Annotated in this window: 12 protein-coding genes; 9 read left to right on the top strand and 3 right to left on the bottom strand. The window is 66.1% G+C overall.

The features are described from left to right. Positions 1-274 precede the first annotated feature (274 nt). The 7 genes from WFK98_RS13575 (at position 275) to WFK98_RS13545 (ending at position 7,982) form a co-directional block, all read left to right on the top strand. Entirely contained in the window at positions 275-1,168 is an 894-nt protein-coding gene (locus WFK98_RS13575) for an N-acetylmuramic acid 6-phosphate etherase (RefSeq protein WP_336800584.1), read from the top strand. A 63-nt stretch (positions 1,169-1,231) separates the two neighbouring features. Beyond that, on the top strand, positions 1,232-2,500 hold the full coding sequence (locus WFK98_RS13570) for an ABC transporter substrate-binding protein (protein ID WP_336800583.1): 1,269 nt from the start codon (positions 1,232-1,234) through the stop codon (positions 2,498-2,500). A gap of 208 nt (positions 2,501-2,708) precedes the next feature. Beyond that, the gene (locus WFK98_RS13565) at positions 2,709-3,650 is read left to right on the top strand and encodes a carbohydrate ABC transporter permease (RefSeq protein ID WP_266338474.1); all 942 of its coding nucleotides are present in this window, start codon (positions 2,709-2,711) and stop codon (positions 3,648-3,650) included. 8 nt (positions 3,651-3,658) lie between these two features. Next, positions 3,659-4,498, top strand: a complete 840-nt coding sequence (locus WFK98_RS13560) for a carbohydrate ABC transporter permease (RefSeq protein ID WP_336800582.1) — start codon at positions 3,659-3,661, stop codon at positions 4,496-4,498. 48 nt (positions 4,499-4,546) lie between these two features. Further along, on the top strand, positions 4,547-5,602 hold the full coding sequence (locus WFK98_RS13555) for a Gfo/Idh/MocA family protein (protein ID WP_336800581.1): 1,056 nt from the start codon (positions 4,547-4,549) through the stop codon (positions 5,600-5,602). Between the two features lie 63 nt (positions 5,603-5,665). After that, positions 5,666-6,664 (top strand): ABC transporter ATP-binding protein, encoded by a 999-nt coding sequence (locus WFK98_RS13550; protein ID WP_336800580.1) that lies wholly within the window; start codon positions 5,666-5,668, stop codon positions 6,662-6,664. A 94-nt stretch (positions 6,665-6,758) separates the two neighbouring features. Next, on the top strand, positions 6,759-7,982 hold the full coding sequence (locus WFK98_RS13545) for an NAD(P)/FAD-dependent oxidoreductase (RefSeq protein ID WP_336800579.1): 1,224 nt from the start codon (positions 6,759-6,761) through the stop codon (positions 7,980-7,982). A 70-nt stretch (positions 7,983-8,052) separates the two neighbouring features. Here the strand turns inward: WFK98_RS13545 and WFK98_RS13540 are convergent, their stop codons facing one another. Genes WFK98_RS13540 through WFK98_RS13530 form a run of 3 tightly spaced genes read right to left on the bottom strand, consistent with a single transcriptional unit; the run spans position 8,053 to position 11,326 of the window. Then, entirely contained in the window at positions 8,053-9,123 is a 1,071-nt protein-coding gene (locus WFK98_RS13540; protein ID WP_336800578.1) for an HlyD family secretion protein, read from the bottom strand. A gap of 20 nt (positions 9,124-9,143) precedes the next feature. Further along, complete coding sequence (locus tag WFK98_RS13535; RefSeq protein ID WP_336800577.1) at positions 9,144-10,838, bottom strand: MFS transporter; 1,695 nt, start codon at positions 10,836-10,838, stop codon at positions 9,144-9,146. Then, positions 10,835-11,326: a MarR family winged helix-turn-helix transcriptional regulator gene (locus tag WFK98_RS13530; protein ID WP_336800576.1), complete on the bottom strand. Its 492-nt coding sequence runs from the start codon at positions 11,324-11,326 to the stop codon at positions 10,835-10,837. Before WFK98_RS13530 ends, WFK98_RS13535 begins: the two co-directional genes overlap by 4 nt. Positions 11,327-11,545: 219 nt before the next feature. Between WFK98_RS13530 and WFK98_RS13525 the strand changes: the two genes are divergently transcribed. Then, positions 11,546-12,979 (top strand): glycosyltransferase, encoded by a 1,434-nt coding sequence (locus WFK98_RS13525; protein ID WP_336800575.1) that lies wholly within the window; start codon positions 11,546-11,548, stop codon positions 12,977-12,979. Positions 12,980-13,145: 166 nt separating this feature from the next. Beyond that, a complete protein-coding gene (gene ettA / locus WFK98_RS13520) occupies positions 13,146-14,798 on the top strand; it encodes an energy-dependent translational throttle protein EttA (RefSeq protein WP_266338465.1) in 1,653 nt (550 codons plus the stop codon). The last annotated feature ends 3 nt before the right edge of the window (positions 14,799-14,801 follow it).

Here is a 14,801-nt window from a genome sequence, read left to right as displayed (position 1 = left end):
TGCGGCCGCCGGAGGGCCCGATCCGGCAGTCGCTATCGATAATACCAAACTGAATCCAGTTGGGAAGTGACAATACCACATGAGACCAGTGGACTTTTCACTTCCTGGGGGAGGAAATGGAAAGATTCAACTTAAGCATATGATTTAACTAGATTTTCATGGATTGTTTTGGCTCCTGTAGAAAAGTCGTCTTATCCGCAGGTCGGATGTCTGGACGCAATGGTACTTTGTTGGTATCGTTTTGGTGAGGAAGTTTTTGGGGGAAGTTGGATCCATGGCAATGCCGCGTACGGAAGTGGTGGAAGACCGCTTCGAGGGCATCGATCTCTGGCCGACCGCCGACGCGCTCGCCGCCTTGGCCGAAGGGCAGATTCGCGGCGCCATGTCCGTCCGCGCCGCCATTCCCGCGCTTGCCGCCGCCGCCGAACAGGCTGCCGCCTGTCTCGCTCGCGGCGGGCGCCTCGTCTATTTCGGCGCCGGTTCGTCGGGCCTGCTCGCCCTGGTCGACGCCCTGGAGATCCCGCAGACCTTCAGCGTGCCGCAGAGCCAGATCCTCGTGCTGATGGCCGGCGGCATGGCGATGACCGAGACGCTGACCGGCGGGCCGGAGGATGTCGCCGAACTCGGCGTCGCCGACATCGAGGGCGCGAAGCTCTGCCCGGATGACTGCGTCGTCGCGGCTTCGGCCAGCGGCTCGACGCCCTATACGGTGGCCGGCCTCGAAGTGGCTCGCAGGACCGGTGCCGCCACTGTTGCGATCGCCTGCAATGCCTCGGCGCCGCTGTTCGCCCATGCCGATATCGCCGTGTTCCTCGATTCCGGGCCGGAAGTTCTGGCCGGCTCGACGCGCATGGCGGCCGGCACTGCGCAGAAGGCCGCCTTCAACATGCTTTCGACCATGATCGCCATCCGCCTCGGCCATGTCGTCGACGGGCAGATGGTCAATGTCCGCGCCGACAACGCCAAGCTGCGCGGTCGCGCCGCGCGCATCGTTTCCAGGATCGCCGGGGTCGGCGAGGCGGACGCCGTCCGCGCGCTCGACGCCGCCGAAGGCGAAGTGAAGCCCGCCATCCTGATCGCCGCCGGCGCCCGGGATGCGGCGGATGCCGGCGCCAGGCTGGCTGTCCACCAGGGCAATCTCCGTGCGGCGCTCGCCGCGCTGGGCTGACGCGAAACTACATAACCCGATGGCCGCACCAACGCGGCGCACGGACCAGAAGGGAGTGGGTCAATGAACCATCTGAAGAAGATTCTGCTGGCGACGACGGTCGCGGCGATCGGCACGGGTTTCGCCGCGCCGGCCTTCGCCGATGACGTCACGCTGACGATCGAAAGCTGGCGCAACGACGATCTGCCGATCTGGCAGGAGAAGCTGATCCCGGCCTTCGAGGCCAAGAACCCGGGCATCAAGCTGAACTTCGCGCCCTCGGCTCCGACCGAGTATGACGCCGCCCTCGGCGCCAAGCTCGACGCGGGCTCGGCCGGCGACATCATCACCTGCCGTCCGTTCGACAAGTCGCTCGCGCTGTTCCAGAAGGGCCAGCTCGCCTCGCTGAACGACCTGCCGGGCATCGACAAGTTCTCGTCCGTCGCCAAGTCGGCCTGGATCACCGACGACGGCAAGGACACGTTCTGCGTGCCCGTCGCCGCCGTCATCCACGGCTTCATCTACAACAAGGAAGCTTTCGACAAGCTCGGCATCTCCGTGCCGCAGACCGAGGACGAGTTCTTCGCGGCGCTCGAGAAGATCAAGGCCGACGGTACCTACATCCCGCTCGCCATGGGCACCAAGGATCTCTGGGAAGCCGCGACCATGGGCTACCAGAACATCGGTCCGAACTACTGGAAGGGCGAGGAAGGCCGTCTGGCGCTGATCGCCGGCAAGCAGAAGCTGACCGATCCGCAGTGGGTCGAGCCCTTCGCGACGCTCGCCAAGTGGGCGCCCTATATGGGCGACGGCTTCGAGGCCCAGACTTATCCGGACAGCCAGAACCTGTTCACGCTCGGCCGCGCCGCCATCTACCCGGCCGGCTCGTGGGAGATCGCGGGCTTCAACCAGCAGGCCCAGTTCAAGATGGGCGCGTTCCCGCCGCCGGTGAAGAAGGCCGGCGACGAGTGCTACATCTCCGACCACACCGACCTTGCCATTGGCCTGAACGCCAAGTCGGCGCATCCGGCCGAAGCGAAGAAGTTCCTGGAATGGGTGGCTTCGCCCGAGTTCGCCGAGATCTACGCCAACGCGCTGCCGGGCTTCTTCAGCCTGTCCTCGACGCCGGTGAAGATGCAGGACCCGCTGGCCGAGGAATTCGTCTCCTGGCGCCAGAAGTGCAAGCCGACGATCCGCTCGACCTACCAGATCCTGTCGCGCGGCACGCCGAATCTCGAGAACGAGACCTGGACGGAATCGGCCAACGTGATCAACGGCACCGATACGCCGCAGCAGGCCGCCGAGAAGCTCCAGAAGGGCCTCGACTCCTGGTTCAAGCCGGCCGCCAAGTAAAGGCTAGCAAGACCCTCGCCCCGGCCCTCTCCCGTGAACGGGAGAGGGAGCGCCACGATCAGCCTCCGTGCTGAGGCGAGACGCCGAAAGAAAGCCATCGCCCGCCTGCGGGAGAGGGTGGGGTGAGGGCCTTCTTCTCCGAGATCGACGTTCCGGGCTCCGTGGCGGATCCCGGGACGATTTCCAAGCCGCGAAAGAGATGGGCCGGATGACCACGATCGACGCAACCGACGCCGTCGCCAAGCGCCCCGTGCGCTGGCATATCGCGGTTTTCCTTGCCCCGGCCGTGCTGGTCTATACGGCGGTGATGATCCTGCCGCTGATCGAGACGCTGCGGCTGTCGCTGTTCAACGTCGTCGACAACCAGCCTGTCTTCGTCGGCTTCGACAATTTCAAGGTGCTGTTCGGCGACGAGCGCTGGTCGGTCTCGTTCTGGAACGCGCTCCGGAACAATCTCGTCTTCTTCCTGATCCACATGCTGGTGCAGAACCCGATCGGCATCGCGCTGGCGGCGCTCCTGTCGCTGCCGGTCCTGCGGCTGCGTGGCTTCTACCGGACGGCGATCTTCCTGCCGACCATCCTCTCCTTCGTGATCGTCGGCTTCATCTGGAAGCTGATCCTGTCGCCGATCTGGGGCGTTGCGCCGTTCCTGATGGACCTGGTCTGGCTGAAGCCCTTCTTCGGGCCGTGGCTCGGCAAGCCCGGCAGCGCCCTCATCACCGTCTCGCTGGTCTCGGTCTGGCAGAACATCGGCATCCCGATGATGCTGATCTACGCGGCGCTGCTGTCGATCCCGGACGAGGTGATCGAGGCGGCGGAATGCGACGGCGTCACCGGCTGGGCGCAGTTCTTCAAGATCAAGCTGCCCCTGATCCTGCCGACCATCGGCATCGTCTCGATCCTGACCTTCGTCGGCAATTTCAACGCCTTCGACCTCGTCTACACCATGCAGGGGGCGCTCGCCGGGCCGGATGGATCGACCGACATTCTCGGCACCTTCCTCTACCGCACCTTCTTCGGCTTCCAGCTGCAGGTCGGCGACCGCTCGATGGGCGCCACCATCGCGACCGTGATGTTCCTGATCATCCTCGCCGGCGTCAGCCTCTATCTCTTCGTCATCCAGCGGCGCATTCGCCGCTACCAGTTCTGAGGCCGGCCATGTCGAAAGCCCGTTCTTCGGTTACCCGCTCCGGCCTCGTCCATCTCGCGCTCGGCGGCTACACGCTGCTGGCGCTGTTCCCGATCTTCCTGGTCATCTCCAATTCGTTCAAGACGCGCGCCGGCATCTTCTCGGCGCCGCTGCAACTGCCGGGCCCCGCGACCTTCAGCTGGATCGGCTACCAGACGGTGCTGAAGCAGGGCGACTTCCTCGGCTATTTCCAGAACAGCCTCATCGTCACCGTCGTCTCGATCTTCCTGGTGCTGCTGTTCGGCGCCATGGCCGCCTTCGCGCTGTCGGAATACCGCTTCCGCGGCAATCTGCTGATGGGCCTCTACCTGGCGCTCGGCATCATGATCCCGATCCGCCTCGGCACGGTGGCGATCCTGCAGGGCATGGTGGCGACCGGCCTCGTCAATACGCTGACGGCGTTGATCCTCGTCTATACCGCGCAGGGCCTGCCGCTCGCCGTGTTCATCCTGTCGGAGTTCATGCGCAACGTCTCCGACGATCTGAAGAACGCCGGCCGCGTCGACGGGCTCAGCGAATACACGATCTTCTTCCGCCTCGTGCTGCCGCTGGTGCGTCCGGCCATGGCGACGGTCGCCGTCTTCACCATGATTCCGATCTGGAACGACCTCTGGTTCCCGCTGATCCTGGCGCCGAGCGAGGCGACCAAGACGGTGACGCTGGGCGCGCAGATGTTCATCGGCCAGTACGTCACCAACTGGAACGCGGTGCTCTCGACGCTGTCACTGGCGATCCTGCCGGTGCTGATCCTCTACCTGATCTTCTCGCGCCAGCTGATCCGCGGCATCACCGCCGGCGCCGTGAAGTGACTTTTCGCGCGAAGCTTCGCCCGTCCTCTCCGATTGCAGGTTCCTGACATGACCGATGCTCCCCTCCGCGTCTTCGTCGCCGGCCTTGGCCAGATGGGGCGCAGCCATGCGCTGGCCTACCACGCCAATCCCGGCTTCGAGATCGTCGGGATGTACAACCGCTCCGAGGTCGACCTGCCGGACGAGCTCAAGGCCTATCCGCGTGTCGAGAGCTTCGAGGCCGGGCTGGCGCTGAAGCCGGACGTCGTCTCGATCAATACCTACACCGACAGCCACGCGCCCTTCGCTATCGCGGCGATGGAGGCCGGCGCGCATGTCTTTGTCGAGAAGCCGCTCGCCGCCAATGCCGAGGCCGCCCGCTCCGTCGTCGAGGCGGCGAAGCGGACGGGGAAGAAGCTCGTCATCGGCTATATCCTGCGCCACCATCCGTCCTGGATCGGCTTCATCGCCAAGGCGCGCGAGCTCGGCCCGCCCTACGTCATGCGCATGAACCTGAACCAGCAGTCCTCCGGACCGAGCTGGCACATCCACAAGCAGCTGATGCAGACGACGTCGCCGCTGGTCGATTGCGGCGTCCACTATGTCGACGTCATGTGCCAGATCACCGACGCCAGGCCGGTCGAGGTGCGCGGCATGGGCGTGCGCCTCTCCGACGAGATCGCGCCGACCCAGGTCAATTACGGCCATCTGCAGGTGATCTTCGAGGATGGTTCGGTCGGCTGGTACGAGGCCGGCTGGGGCCCGATGATTTCCGAGACCGCCTTCTTCGTGAAGGACGTGATGAGCCCGAAGGGCTCCGTCTCGATCGTCATGGACGAGGGCGCCAAGTCGGACGACGTCGACACCCACACCAAGACCGCGCGCATCCGCGTCCATCATGCGGAACTGAAGGCGGACGGTTCGTTCGGGCGGGCCGACGAATGGTTCTCGACCGAGGACGAGCCCGGCCACCAGGCGCTCTGCGACCGCGAGCAGGCCTATCTCCTGAAGGCGATCCGCTGTGATATCGACCTGACGCGCCACATGCAGGACGCCATCACCTCGCTGGAAATCGCGCTCGCCGCCGAGGTCAGCATGCGCGAGGGCAGGGTGGTGAAGCTGTGACCCGGCGCATCGACAGAGTTTTCCTGGGCCGACGCTCAGCCAACGATCACGAAGGATAAGCCCGTGAGCGCACTGACCCTTCAGAACATCACCAAGCGCTTCGGATCGACCGACGTCATCCGCGGCGTCGATCTCGACGTCGCCGAGGGCGAGTTCGTCGTCTTCGTCGGCCCGTCCGGCTGCGGAAAGTCGACGCTGCTCCGCATCATCGCCGGCCTCGAGGACCAGACCTCCGGCCATGTGACGATCGGCGGAAAGAATGTCGACGTGACGCCGCCGGCGAAGCGCGGCATCGCCATGGTGTTCCAGTCCTATGCGCTCTACCCGCACCTGACGGTGAAGGGGAACATGGGCCTGGCGCTGAAGCAGGAAGGCGTCGAGAAGAGCGAGATCGAGCGGCGCATCGCGGCGGCGGCCAGGATGCTGCACCTGGAGACGCTGCTCGACCGGCGACCGTCCGAGCTTTCCGGCGGCCAGCGCCAGCGCGTCGCCATCGGCCGCGCCATCGTGCGCCAGCCGAAGCTGTTCCTGTTCGACGAGCCGCTGTCGAACCTCGACGCGGCCCTGCGCGTGAACACGCGCATCGAGATCGCCAACCTGCACCGCCTGCTCGGCGCGACGATGATCTATGTCACGCATGACCAGGTCGAGGCGATGACGCTCGCCGACAAGATCGTCGTGCTGAGCGCCGGCAGGATCGAGCAGGTCGGCCGCCCGATCGATCTCTACAACAAGCCGGCCAATCTCTTCGTCGCCGGCTTCATTGGCTCGCCGAAGATGAACTTTCTCACCGGCGCGGCGGCGGAGAAGCTCGGCGCGGCGACGATCGGCATCCGCCCCGAGCACATCCGCGTCGTGCCGGCCGGCGGCGAATGGTCCGGCAAGGTCAGCCATCTCGAAAAGCTCGGCTCCGACACCTTCCTCTATGTCGCCATGGAAGGCGCCGACATGGTCACGGTTCGTATCGTCGGCCAGGCCGATTTCGAGGTTGGCTCGACGGTGGGGCTGGAGGCGGATTCCCAGCACATCCACCGCTTCGATCGGGACGGCCGGGCGCTCTGATTTCCGGCGCATGGCCGGGCGTCTTCGCCGCGCGCCCCTTGCACCCGACCGGCCGCCGGTGCGAGTGTCGCGCGGAATCGGACTGGCGGGTGACATGACCAAGAACATCGTAATCATCGGCGGCGGCCATGCCGGGGCGCAGGCCGCGGCGAGCCTCCGCTCGGACGGATTTGACGGCAAGGTGACGCTCGTCTCGGCCGAACGCGAGATTCCCTATCATCGTCCGCCGCTCTCGAAGGGCTTCATCAAGGCCGAGGGCGACGAACTGCAGGAGCTGCGCCCGGCCGCCTTCTACGAGAAGAACGCCGTCGATCTGGTGCTGGGTTCGGAAGTGACCGCCATCGACCGCGAGGCGGGCCTGGTTCGTCTCGGCGCCGACAGCCTGCCGTTCGATGGGCTGGTGCTGGCGACAGGCGCTCGCGTCCGCGTTCCCCCGGTTCCCGGCATCGAGCTCGAAAACATCTTCCTGCTGCGCACGGCCGAGGATGCGCGCCGGCTGAAGGAGCGCTTCGCGCTGGCGAAGGATGTCGTCGTGGTCGGCGGCGGCTTCATCGGCCTCGAACTGGCCGCGACGGCGCGCCTGCTCGGCAAGACGGTCACGGTGCTCGAAGCGGCGCCGCGCCTGATGGGCCGCGTCGTCGCGCCCGCGATCTCCAGCTATTTCCTCGATCTGCACCGCGCCATGGGCACGACGATCCGGCTGGAGACGCCGGTGCACGGCATCCTCGGCGAGAACGGCCGAGCCGTCGCCGTCGAGACGCTGACCGGCGAGCGGATCCCGGCCGATACCGTGATCGTCGGCGTCGGCGTGGTGCCGAATGTCGAGCTGGCCGAGGCGGCCGGCCTGCATGTCGCCAACGGCATCGTTGTCGACGAGTCGATGCGCACCTCCGATCCCCGCATCGTCGCGGCCGGCGACGCCGTGTCGTTCCATCACTGGGCGCTCGGCCGCCCGGTGCGGCTCGAAAGCGTGCAGAACGCCGTCGACCAGGCCAAGACCGGCGTCGCGGCGCTGCTCGGCAAGGTCGAGCCCTATCGCGCCGTGCCGTGGTTCTGGTCGGATCAGGGCGACGCCAAGCTGCAGATGGTCGGCCTTTCCAACGACGCCGATTCGAGCGTCCTGCGCGGCAGGCCGGACGATGGCAGCTTCTCGGTGTTCCATTACCAGGGCGACCGGCTTGTCGCGATCGACTCGGTCAATCGCGCCGCCGACCACATGCTGGGCCGTCGCATGCTTGGCTCCGGCTTCCAGCTCGACAAACAGGTCGCGGCCGACGAGGGCGTCGATCTGAAGAAGCTGGTGCTCGCGGCGGGCTGAGACGGCGCTCGCCGCCGTCGCGAAAGGTCGGAATGAAAAACGGGCGGTCCTTGCGGGCCGCCCGTTTCCGTTACTCCGCCGATGCGAGCGCCGGCAGCGGCTTGTCGGCGGTGTCGATCTTGACGATGACCGACATGCCGGGCCGCAGGTCGGCCGCGGCGCTCTGGCCGCCGTCGATCTCGATGCGGAGCGGGATGCGCTGGGCCACCTTGGTGAAGTTGCCGGTGGCGTTGTCGGCCTTCAGCACGCTGAACTCCGAGCCGGCGGCGGGCGCGATGCGGGCGACGCGGCCGGTCAGTTCGGCGCCGCCGAGGGCGTCGACCGTGAAGGTCACCGGCAGGCCGACCGCGACATTGGTGAGCTGGGTTTCCTTGAAATTGGCGATGACCCAGGTCGTTTCGGGCGTGATCGAGGTCAGCTGCGTGCCGGCCGACGCATATTGGCCGACGCGGGCCGCGACTTCACCGAGCCGGCCATCGACCGGTGCGACGATGCGGGTGTTGCCGAGATTCTCCGCCAGCCGGACCGCGGCTTCGGCGCCGGCGACGGCGGCCTCGAGCGAGCTCTTGCCGGCGTCGGTGAGCGCCAGGTTCTGCTCGGCGATCTTCACCGAGGCTTCGGCCTGCGCGACGGTCGATTGCGCCTGCAGCCGGGCAACGCGGGTCTGGTCGCCGGAAGACTGGGTGGAGAAGCCGCGATCGACCAGCGTGCCGGTGCGCTTGTCGTCCAGCTCGGCCTTTTCCAGGCCGGCCTGGGCGCTCTGGAGCTGCGCCTTGGCGAGATCGAGGCTTGCCTGCTTGGCGGCGCGGTTCTCGGCGAAATTGTCGAGCGAGGCCTGTTGCTGCTGCAGGGTGGCCTGCGCCTGGGCAAGCTGCTGCTGGTAGATGCGGTCGTCGATCTGAACCAGCAGGTCGCCTTTCCTGACCTTCATGTAGTCCTGGACCGGCACGTCGACGACATAGCCGGCGATCTGCGGGCTAAGCAGCGTCACCTGGCCTTTGACATAGGCGTTGTTGGTCGTCTCGACCGACGAGCGGAAGGGGGGCAGCTGCCAGGCGTAGAGGACGATCAGCACGCCGAGGATGCCGACGGCGAGGGCGGCGAGCGTAATTCCGGATTTGAAGAACTGTTTGATCTGCATGATGTTGCGTCTCGGATCGTTCAGGCCTTGGCGGCGGCAGCCAGACGGCTGGCGCGCTTCGGCAGGTAGAGGGTGTGAAGCCCCAGCAGCACGAGGCAGGCGAGGGTGCTGTAGAAGATCAGGAGGAAGACATCCTGGTAGGCGAGGATGTTCGCCTCCTGGGTAGCGGCCTTGCCGAGCTGGACGACGCCCTCCGCGTTCTGGAGCGCGGTGTCGGGCAGCACCTTCGAGAAGGCCGCGCCATAGGTCTTGATGCGCTGGGCGACGAGCGGGTCCTGCAGCGACAGGTGCTCGGCGATGACGCTGGAATGGAACTTCTCGCGGATCGTCTGGAAAGTGCCGAGGATGGCGGAGGCAAGCACGCCGCCCATGCTCTGCGTTCCCAGGAACACGACGAGGAAGCTCAGGATGTAGGCCGGCCCGCCGGCGATCGCCCTGGCGAAGCCCGACATCAGCGCCGGCGGCAGGAACAGCGCGCCGGCGAAGGCGATCATCGCCTGGCTGACATAGAACTGCTCGGGCCGGGTCAGGTTGGTGACGTGCGAGTCCATCCAGGCGCCGGCGGCAATCAGCACCAGCGCGACGAAGTGCAGGACCGGGCCGTTCTTCGGCGTCATCACCAGCGCGGTGAAGACATAGCCGACGAGGGTGACAGCGAGGATCAGCGTGAATAGCGGGATCAGCTGGTCGTTCTGCAGGCCGAGCATGTTGAAGAAGCCGACCGCGCCCAGCGTCTGTTCGGAGAGCAGGAAGCGGAACAGCAGCAGAGAGCCGGTGATCGTCAGCATGTCATAGGAGAACATCCAGCGCAGGTTGATGATCGGCCGGGCGCGATGCAGCTCGATGATGACGAGCAGCGTGACGGCGGCGATGCCGGCGACGCTGAGCCAGCCGATCCATTCCGCGTCCATCCACCAGTAGAGCCGGCCGACGGAGAGAATGACGGCGATCGAGCCGAAGCCGAAGGCGATCAGCGGGAAGCTGATGAAATCCTCACGGTCGAAGATCTTCACGCGGGGCGGATGGGTGATCGGCAGCATGAAGATGACGGCGAGGCTCATCATCGCCAGGCCCGCCTCGAGCAGATAGAGGCCGTGCCAGTCGCCGATCTGCAGCAGGTCGGGCGAGATGACGCGGGCGAGCGGCGTGGCGAGCTGGCCGCCGAGCACGCCGAAGGCGATGCCGATCGTCAGCTTGCGGGCCGGCGGAAGCCATTCGAGCATGTAGTAGAAGGCGAGCGTCGACAGCGGCGCCGCGGCGATGCCCATGACGGCGCGCACCGCAATCGCCGAGCGCAGGTCGTTGGTGAACAGATGCGCGATCGTCACCAGCGCATAGATGATGAGGCCGATCTCGGCGAAGCGGCGCAGGCCGAACTGGGTGCGGACCTTGTAGAGGAACAGCGTGCCGGTGATGTTGGTCGCCATATAGGCGGCGGTCAGCCAGTTGATCTCGACCTGGGTCGCGTGCAGCGCGCCCTGCAGGCCCGTCAGGTTGGCGCTGACGAGGTTGAGGCCGAGGCCCTGGGTCAGGCCGAGCAGCACCGAGGCGCCGGCATAGATGGCGGCGCGCAGCGGCGGCATCGGCACGAAGGCGGGAGCCGCCGGCGCGACGGGCGCGACGGCGGCCGGGGCCGGGACGGGCGTGAGAAGCGGCTGCGGCGGCGCCGGGGCAAAGCCCTCTGGCCGCGGCGCCACGGCGATCGAATTGCTCATGATGCCGGTTCCAGATCCGCTTGCTTGGCGAGCGCCCGGCCGAGATTGTCCGAAAGCGCCATCAGCACCCGTTCGGCCACGTCGACGTCCTCGGGAGGAATACCCTCAAGCAGCCGGTCGCTCAGCATGTCGGTCATGCGCAGCACGCGCTCGCCGACGACCCGGCCTTCCTCCGTCAGCACGACGGATTTGGCGCGCCGGTCGCCGGGCATGGGCTGGCGCTGGACATGGCCGGACTGCTCCAGACCGTCGAGCAGCCGCACGATCGTCGGATGCTCGACTTCCAGCACATCGGTGAGTTCGGCCTGGGTCACGACATGCGGGGCCGAGACGAGGTGCAGCATCAGGCGACCACGCGCGAGTGTCAGGTCGAGCGTCTTCAGCTCGGCGTCGAAACACGTGCGCATGGCGCGGCTTGCCTGGGATAGCCGCCCCAGAAAGGTCTTGGGTCGATTTTCATAGCTTGCCATAATGGTCGCCTCGTACACTGTAGTTGCCTACATATATGGCGGGCGACATGACTTGTCGAGGACCATTCTGGAAATTTGCGGGGGATCGATCCGGGCGGCGTGGCGGGACCCTGTCCTGCCGGCCGTTGACAAGAGGGGGCGCGATGCGGGCAACTCGCTGCGATCAAACTATCGACCGAATTGTGGGCGAGGCTGATTCTCGTCACTTTGGTTCGTCCGCCCCCGGAAAGCGTATCTATGAGCAAGCTGTATTTCGACGCGACCCAGCCCCTGCGCTGGGGGCCCCATCCCCCGGTGGGTATTCCGCGCGTCGAGAGCGCTCTGATCCGGCAGGTGCTGCGCCGGAAGGATCTGAACGTCGTTTTCTTCCGGATCGAGAACGGCAAGGGCCGGATTTTGACCGCGACCGAGCTGCGCTATCTCGAGGCGCTGGTCGAGCGCCGCATTCCCTATATCGAAGGCTTCGGCAATTCGTCCTATTGGAAGCGCGTCCAGACCGTCTTCCGCGTGCTGCAGGCGAGCGGCGGCTCGGCCGGGCGCGAGCTCGATCGCGTCGCCGCCGGCTACCTGGCCGGCCGCGCCGAACGCAACGGCCTGCATTTCGGCCTTGCCAAGCTCGGCATCCGGATCTGCAAGCTCTTCCTCGGCATAGGCGCCGACAAGGGCGACAGCAGCTTTGATCCGCTTGCCGAACCAACGGCGCATTGCTTCCTGTCGAATATCGGTTCGCACGCGGTCGCCAGACATCGCTCGGCCGATGTCCCGGCCAACATCACGGCGATCCTGCACGACACGATCCCGCTCGACATGCCGCATCTCGTGCACAAGGGCCATGCCGTCTCGTTCGCGCGCGATTTCACGTGGATGCAGGAATGGTGCGACCTGCTCGTCTGCGTGTCGGACTATTCGGCACGGACGGCCTGCCGGAGCCTGGACGCCGAGGCCGGCAACGGCCACCGGCCCGAGATCGTGGTCAATCCGCTCGGCTCTTTCCTCCGCGAGGGGCTGGATCGGCCGGCCGAGCCGGTCGCCGCGCTCGTCGGCAGCTCCTTCGCCGTCTATTGCTCGACGATCGAGATCCGCAAGAATCACATCACGCTGCTGCGCGCCTGGCACAGCCTGATGCCGCTGCTCGGCGACCGGCTGCCGACGCTGGTGCTGTGCGGCCGCTGGGGCTGGATGGTCGAGGAAGTCGAGAAGTTTCTCGCCGACCACCCGGAACTCGCGACCAGGGTGTCGTTCCTCTCCGGCATCAGCGATCCGCAGCTCGCCTGGCTCTACAAGAATGCGCGCTTCGGCCTGTTTCCGTCGCTGGCCGAAGGCTGGGGGCTTGGCGCTGCCGAGTGTCTCGATTTCGGCCTGCCGGTGCTGATCTCCGACGCGCCGGCGCTGAGCGAGGCGACGCAGGGCCTGATGCCGGTCATTTCCGCTGACGACCTCGACGGCTGGACCGCTGCGATCGAGCGGGCGGCGACCGACGATGAATGGCTCACCACGCTGCGCGCCGAGATCGCGGCGCGCTATCGTCCCACCTCGGAGGCGGAATTCGCGACGCGCCTGCTGGCGCTGATGGGCGTGCCGACGGCCGCGGCCGTGGACGGGGCGGCCTTTGCGCCGGCGCGGCTCGGCCGCAACGGCGGCGAGGCGGCCGCCGCCCTGCCGGCGCTCTAGGCCGGCCTGAAGCCGGTGGCGCAGACGGCGGGGCGGCGAAATCGTGCCCGCCGCGCGGCCGTCGGCGTCACGCCGCGTTGCCCCTTGGCGGCGCTTCGACTAGAAGAACCGCAACCTCATCCCTACATCCTGCCCTTTTGGCGAAGAGGGCCTTCGGAGCGAATTCATGGCGCGTCAGTTCATCTATTTCATGCAGGGTCTGACCAAGACCTATGTCGGCGGCAAGAAGGTGCTGGAGAACGTCCATCTCTCCTTCTACCCCGACGCCAAGATCGGCGTGCTCGGCCCGAACGGTTCGGGTAAGTCGACGCTGCTCAAGATCATGGCCGGTCTCGACAAGGACTTCACCGGCGAGGCCTGGGTGGCGCAGGGCGCGACCGTCGGCTACCTCGCGCAGGAGCCGAAGATCGACCCGACCAAGAACGTCTTCGAGAACGTGATGGAAGGCGTCGCCAAGAAGAAGGCGATCGTCGACCGCTATAACGAATTGATGATGAACTACTCCGACGAGACCGCGGAGGAGGGCGCCAAGCTCCAGGACATCATCGACAGCCAGAACCTCTGGGATCTGGAGAGCCAGGTCGAGATGGCCATGGACGCGCTGCGCTGCCCGCCCAGCGACGCCTCGGTCGAGAACCTCTCCGGTGGTGAGAAGCGCCGCATCGCGCTCTGCCGCCTCCTGCTCGAGCAGCCCGACCTGCTGCTCCTCGACGAACCGACCAACCATCTCGACGCCGAATCGATCAACTGGCTCGAAGGCCATCTGCGCGACTATCCCGGCGCCATCCTGATCGTTACCCACGATCGCTACTTCCTCGACAACGTCACCGGCTGGATCCTCGAACTCGATCGCGGCCGCTCCATCCCGTACGAGGGCAACTACTCCGTCTACCTGGAGAAGAAGGCCAAGCGCATGGAGCAGGAGGGTCGCGAGGACATGACCCACATGAAGGCGATCGAGCGCGAGCGCCAGTGGATCGCCCAGTCGCCGAAGGCCCGCCAGTCCAAGTCGAAGGCCCGTATCAAGGCCTATGACGAGCTGGTCGAGCGCGCCGAGGGCAAGACCCTGCAGACGGCGCAGATCGTCATTCCGGTCGGCGAGCGCCTGGGCGACAAGGTCATCGAGGTCGAGGGCCTGTCGAAGAGCTATGGCGACCGCCTGCTGATCGACAATCTCTCGTTCAAGCTGCCGCCGGGCGGCATTGTCGGCGTCATCGGCCCGAACGGCGCCGGCAAGTCGACGCTGTTCAAGATGATCACCGGCGAGGAGAAGCCGGATTCCGGCTCGATCACCCTCGGCGACACCGTCCAGCTCGGCTACGTCAATCAGGGCCGCGACGACCTCGCTTCCAACAAGACCGTCTGGGAGGAAATCTCCGGCGGCGCCGAAGTCTTCTATCTCGGCAAGAAGGAAGTGAACACGCGCGCCTATGCCGGCGCCTTCAACTTCAAGGGCGGCGACCAGCAGCAGAAGGTCGGCACGCTTTCGGGCGGCCAGCGCAACCGCGTTCACCTCGCCAAGCTGCTGAAGGACGCCAACAACGTCATCCTCCTCGACGAACCGACCAACGACCTCGACACCGAGACGCTGGCGGCGCTGGAAGAGGCGCTGGAGGATTTCGCCGGCTGCGCCGTCATCATCAGCCACGATCGTATGTTCCTCGATCGTCTGGCGACCCACATCCTCGCCTTCGAGGGCGACAGCCATGTCGAGTGGTTCGAGGGCAACTTCGCCGACTACGAGGAAGACAAGAAGCGTCGCCTCGGCAATGACGCGGTGATGCCGCACCGTATCAAGTACAAGAAGCTGACCCGCTAAGGC

Source organism: Kaistia sp. MMO-174 (assembly GCF_037147815.1).
Classification (GTDB): domain Bacteria; phylum Pseudomonadota; class Alphaproteobacteria; order Rhizobiales; family Kaistiaceae; genus Kaistia; species Kaistia nematophila.
The sequence above is the reverse complement of the archived record's forward strand: the minus strand, read 5'-3'. Positions and strand labels throughout refer to the sequence as shown.

Coding starts and splice junctions, on each gene's coding strand:
- WFK98_RS13575 (WP_336800584.1), top strand. CDS start 275: ATGGCAATGCCGCGTACGGAAGTGGTGGAAGACCGCTTCGAGGGCATC.
- WFK98_RS13570 (WP_336800583.1), top strand. CDS start 1,232: ATGAACCATCTGAAGAAGATTCTGCTGGCGACGACGGTCGCGGCGATC.
- WFK98_RS13565 (WP_266338474.1), top strand. CDS start 2,709: ATGACCACGATCGACGCAACCGACGCCGTCGCCAAGCGCCCCGTGCGC.
- WFK98_RS13560 (WP_336800582.1), top strand. CDS start 3,659: ATGTCGAAAGCCCGTTCTTCGGTTACCCGCTCCGGCCTCGTCCATCTC.
- WFK98_RS13555 (WP_336800581.1), top strand. CDS start 4,547: ATGACCGATGCTCCCCTCCGCGTCTTCGTCGCCGGCCTTGGCCAGATG.
- WFK98_RS13545 (WP_336800579.1), top strand. CDS start 6,759: ATGACCAAGAACATCGTAATCATCGGCGGCGGCCATGCCGGGGCGCAG.
- WFK98_RS13540 (WP_336800578.1), bottom strand. CDS start 9,123: ATGCAGATCAAACAGTTCTTCAAATCCGGAATTACGCTCGCCGCCCTC.
- WFK98_RS13535 (WP_336800577.1), bottom strand. CDS start 10,838: ATGAGCAATTCGATCGCCGTGGCGCCGCGGCCAGAGGGCTTTGCCCCG.
- WFK98_RS13525 (WP_336800575.1), top strand. CDS start 11,546: ATGAGCAAGCTGTATTTCGACGCGACCCAGCCCCTGCGCTGGGGGCCC.
- ettA (WP_266338465.1), top strand. CDS start 13,146: ATGGCGCGTCAGTTCATCTATTTCATGCAGGGTCTGACCAAGACCTAT.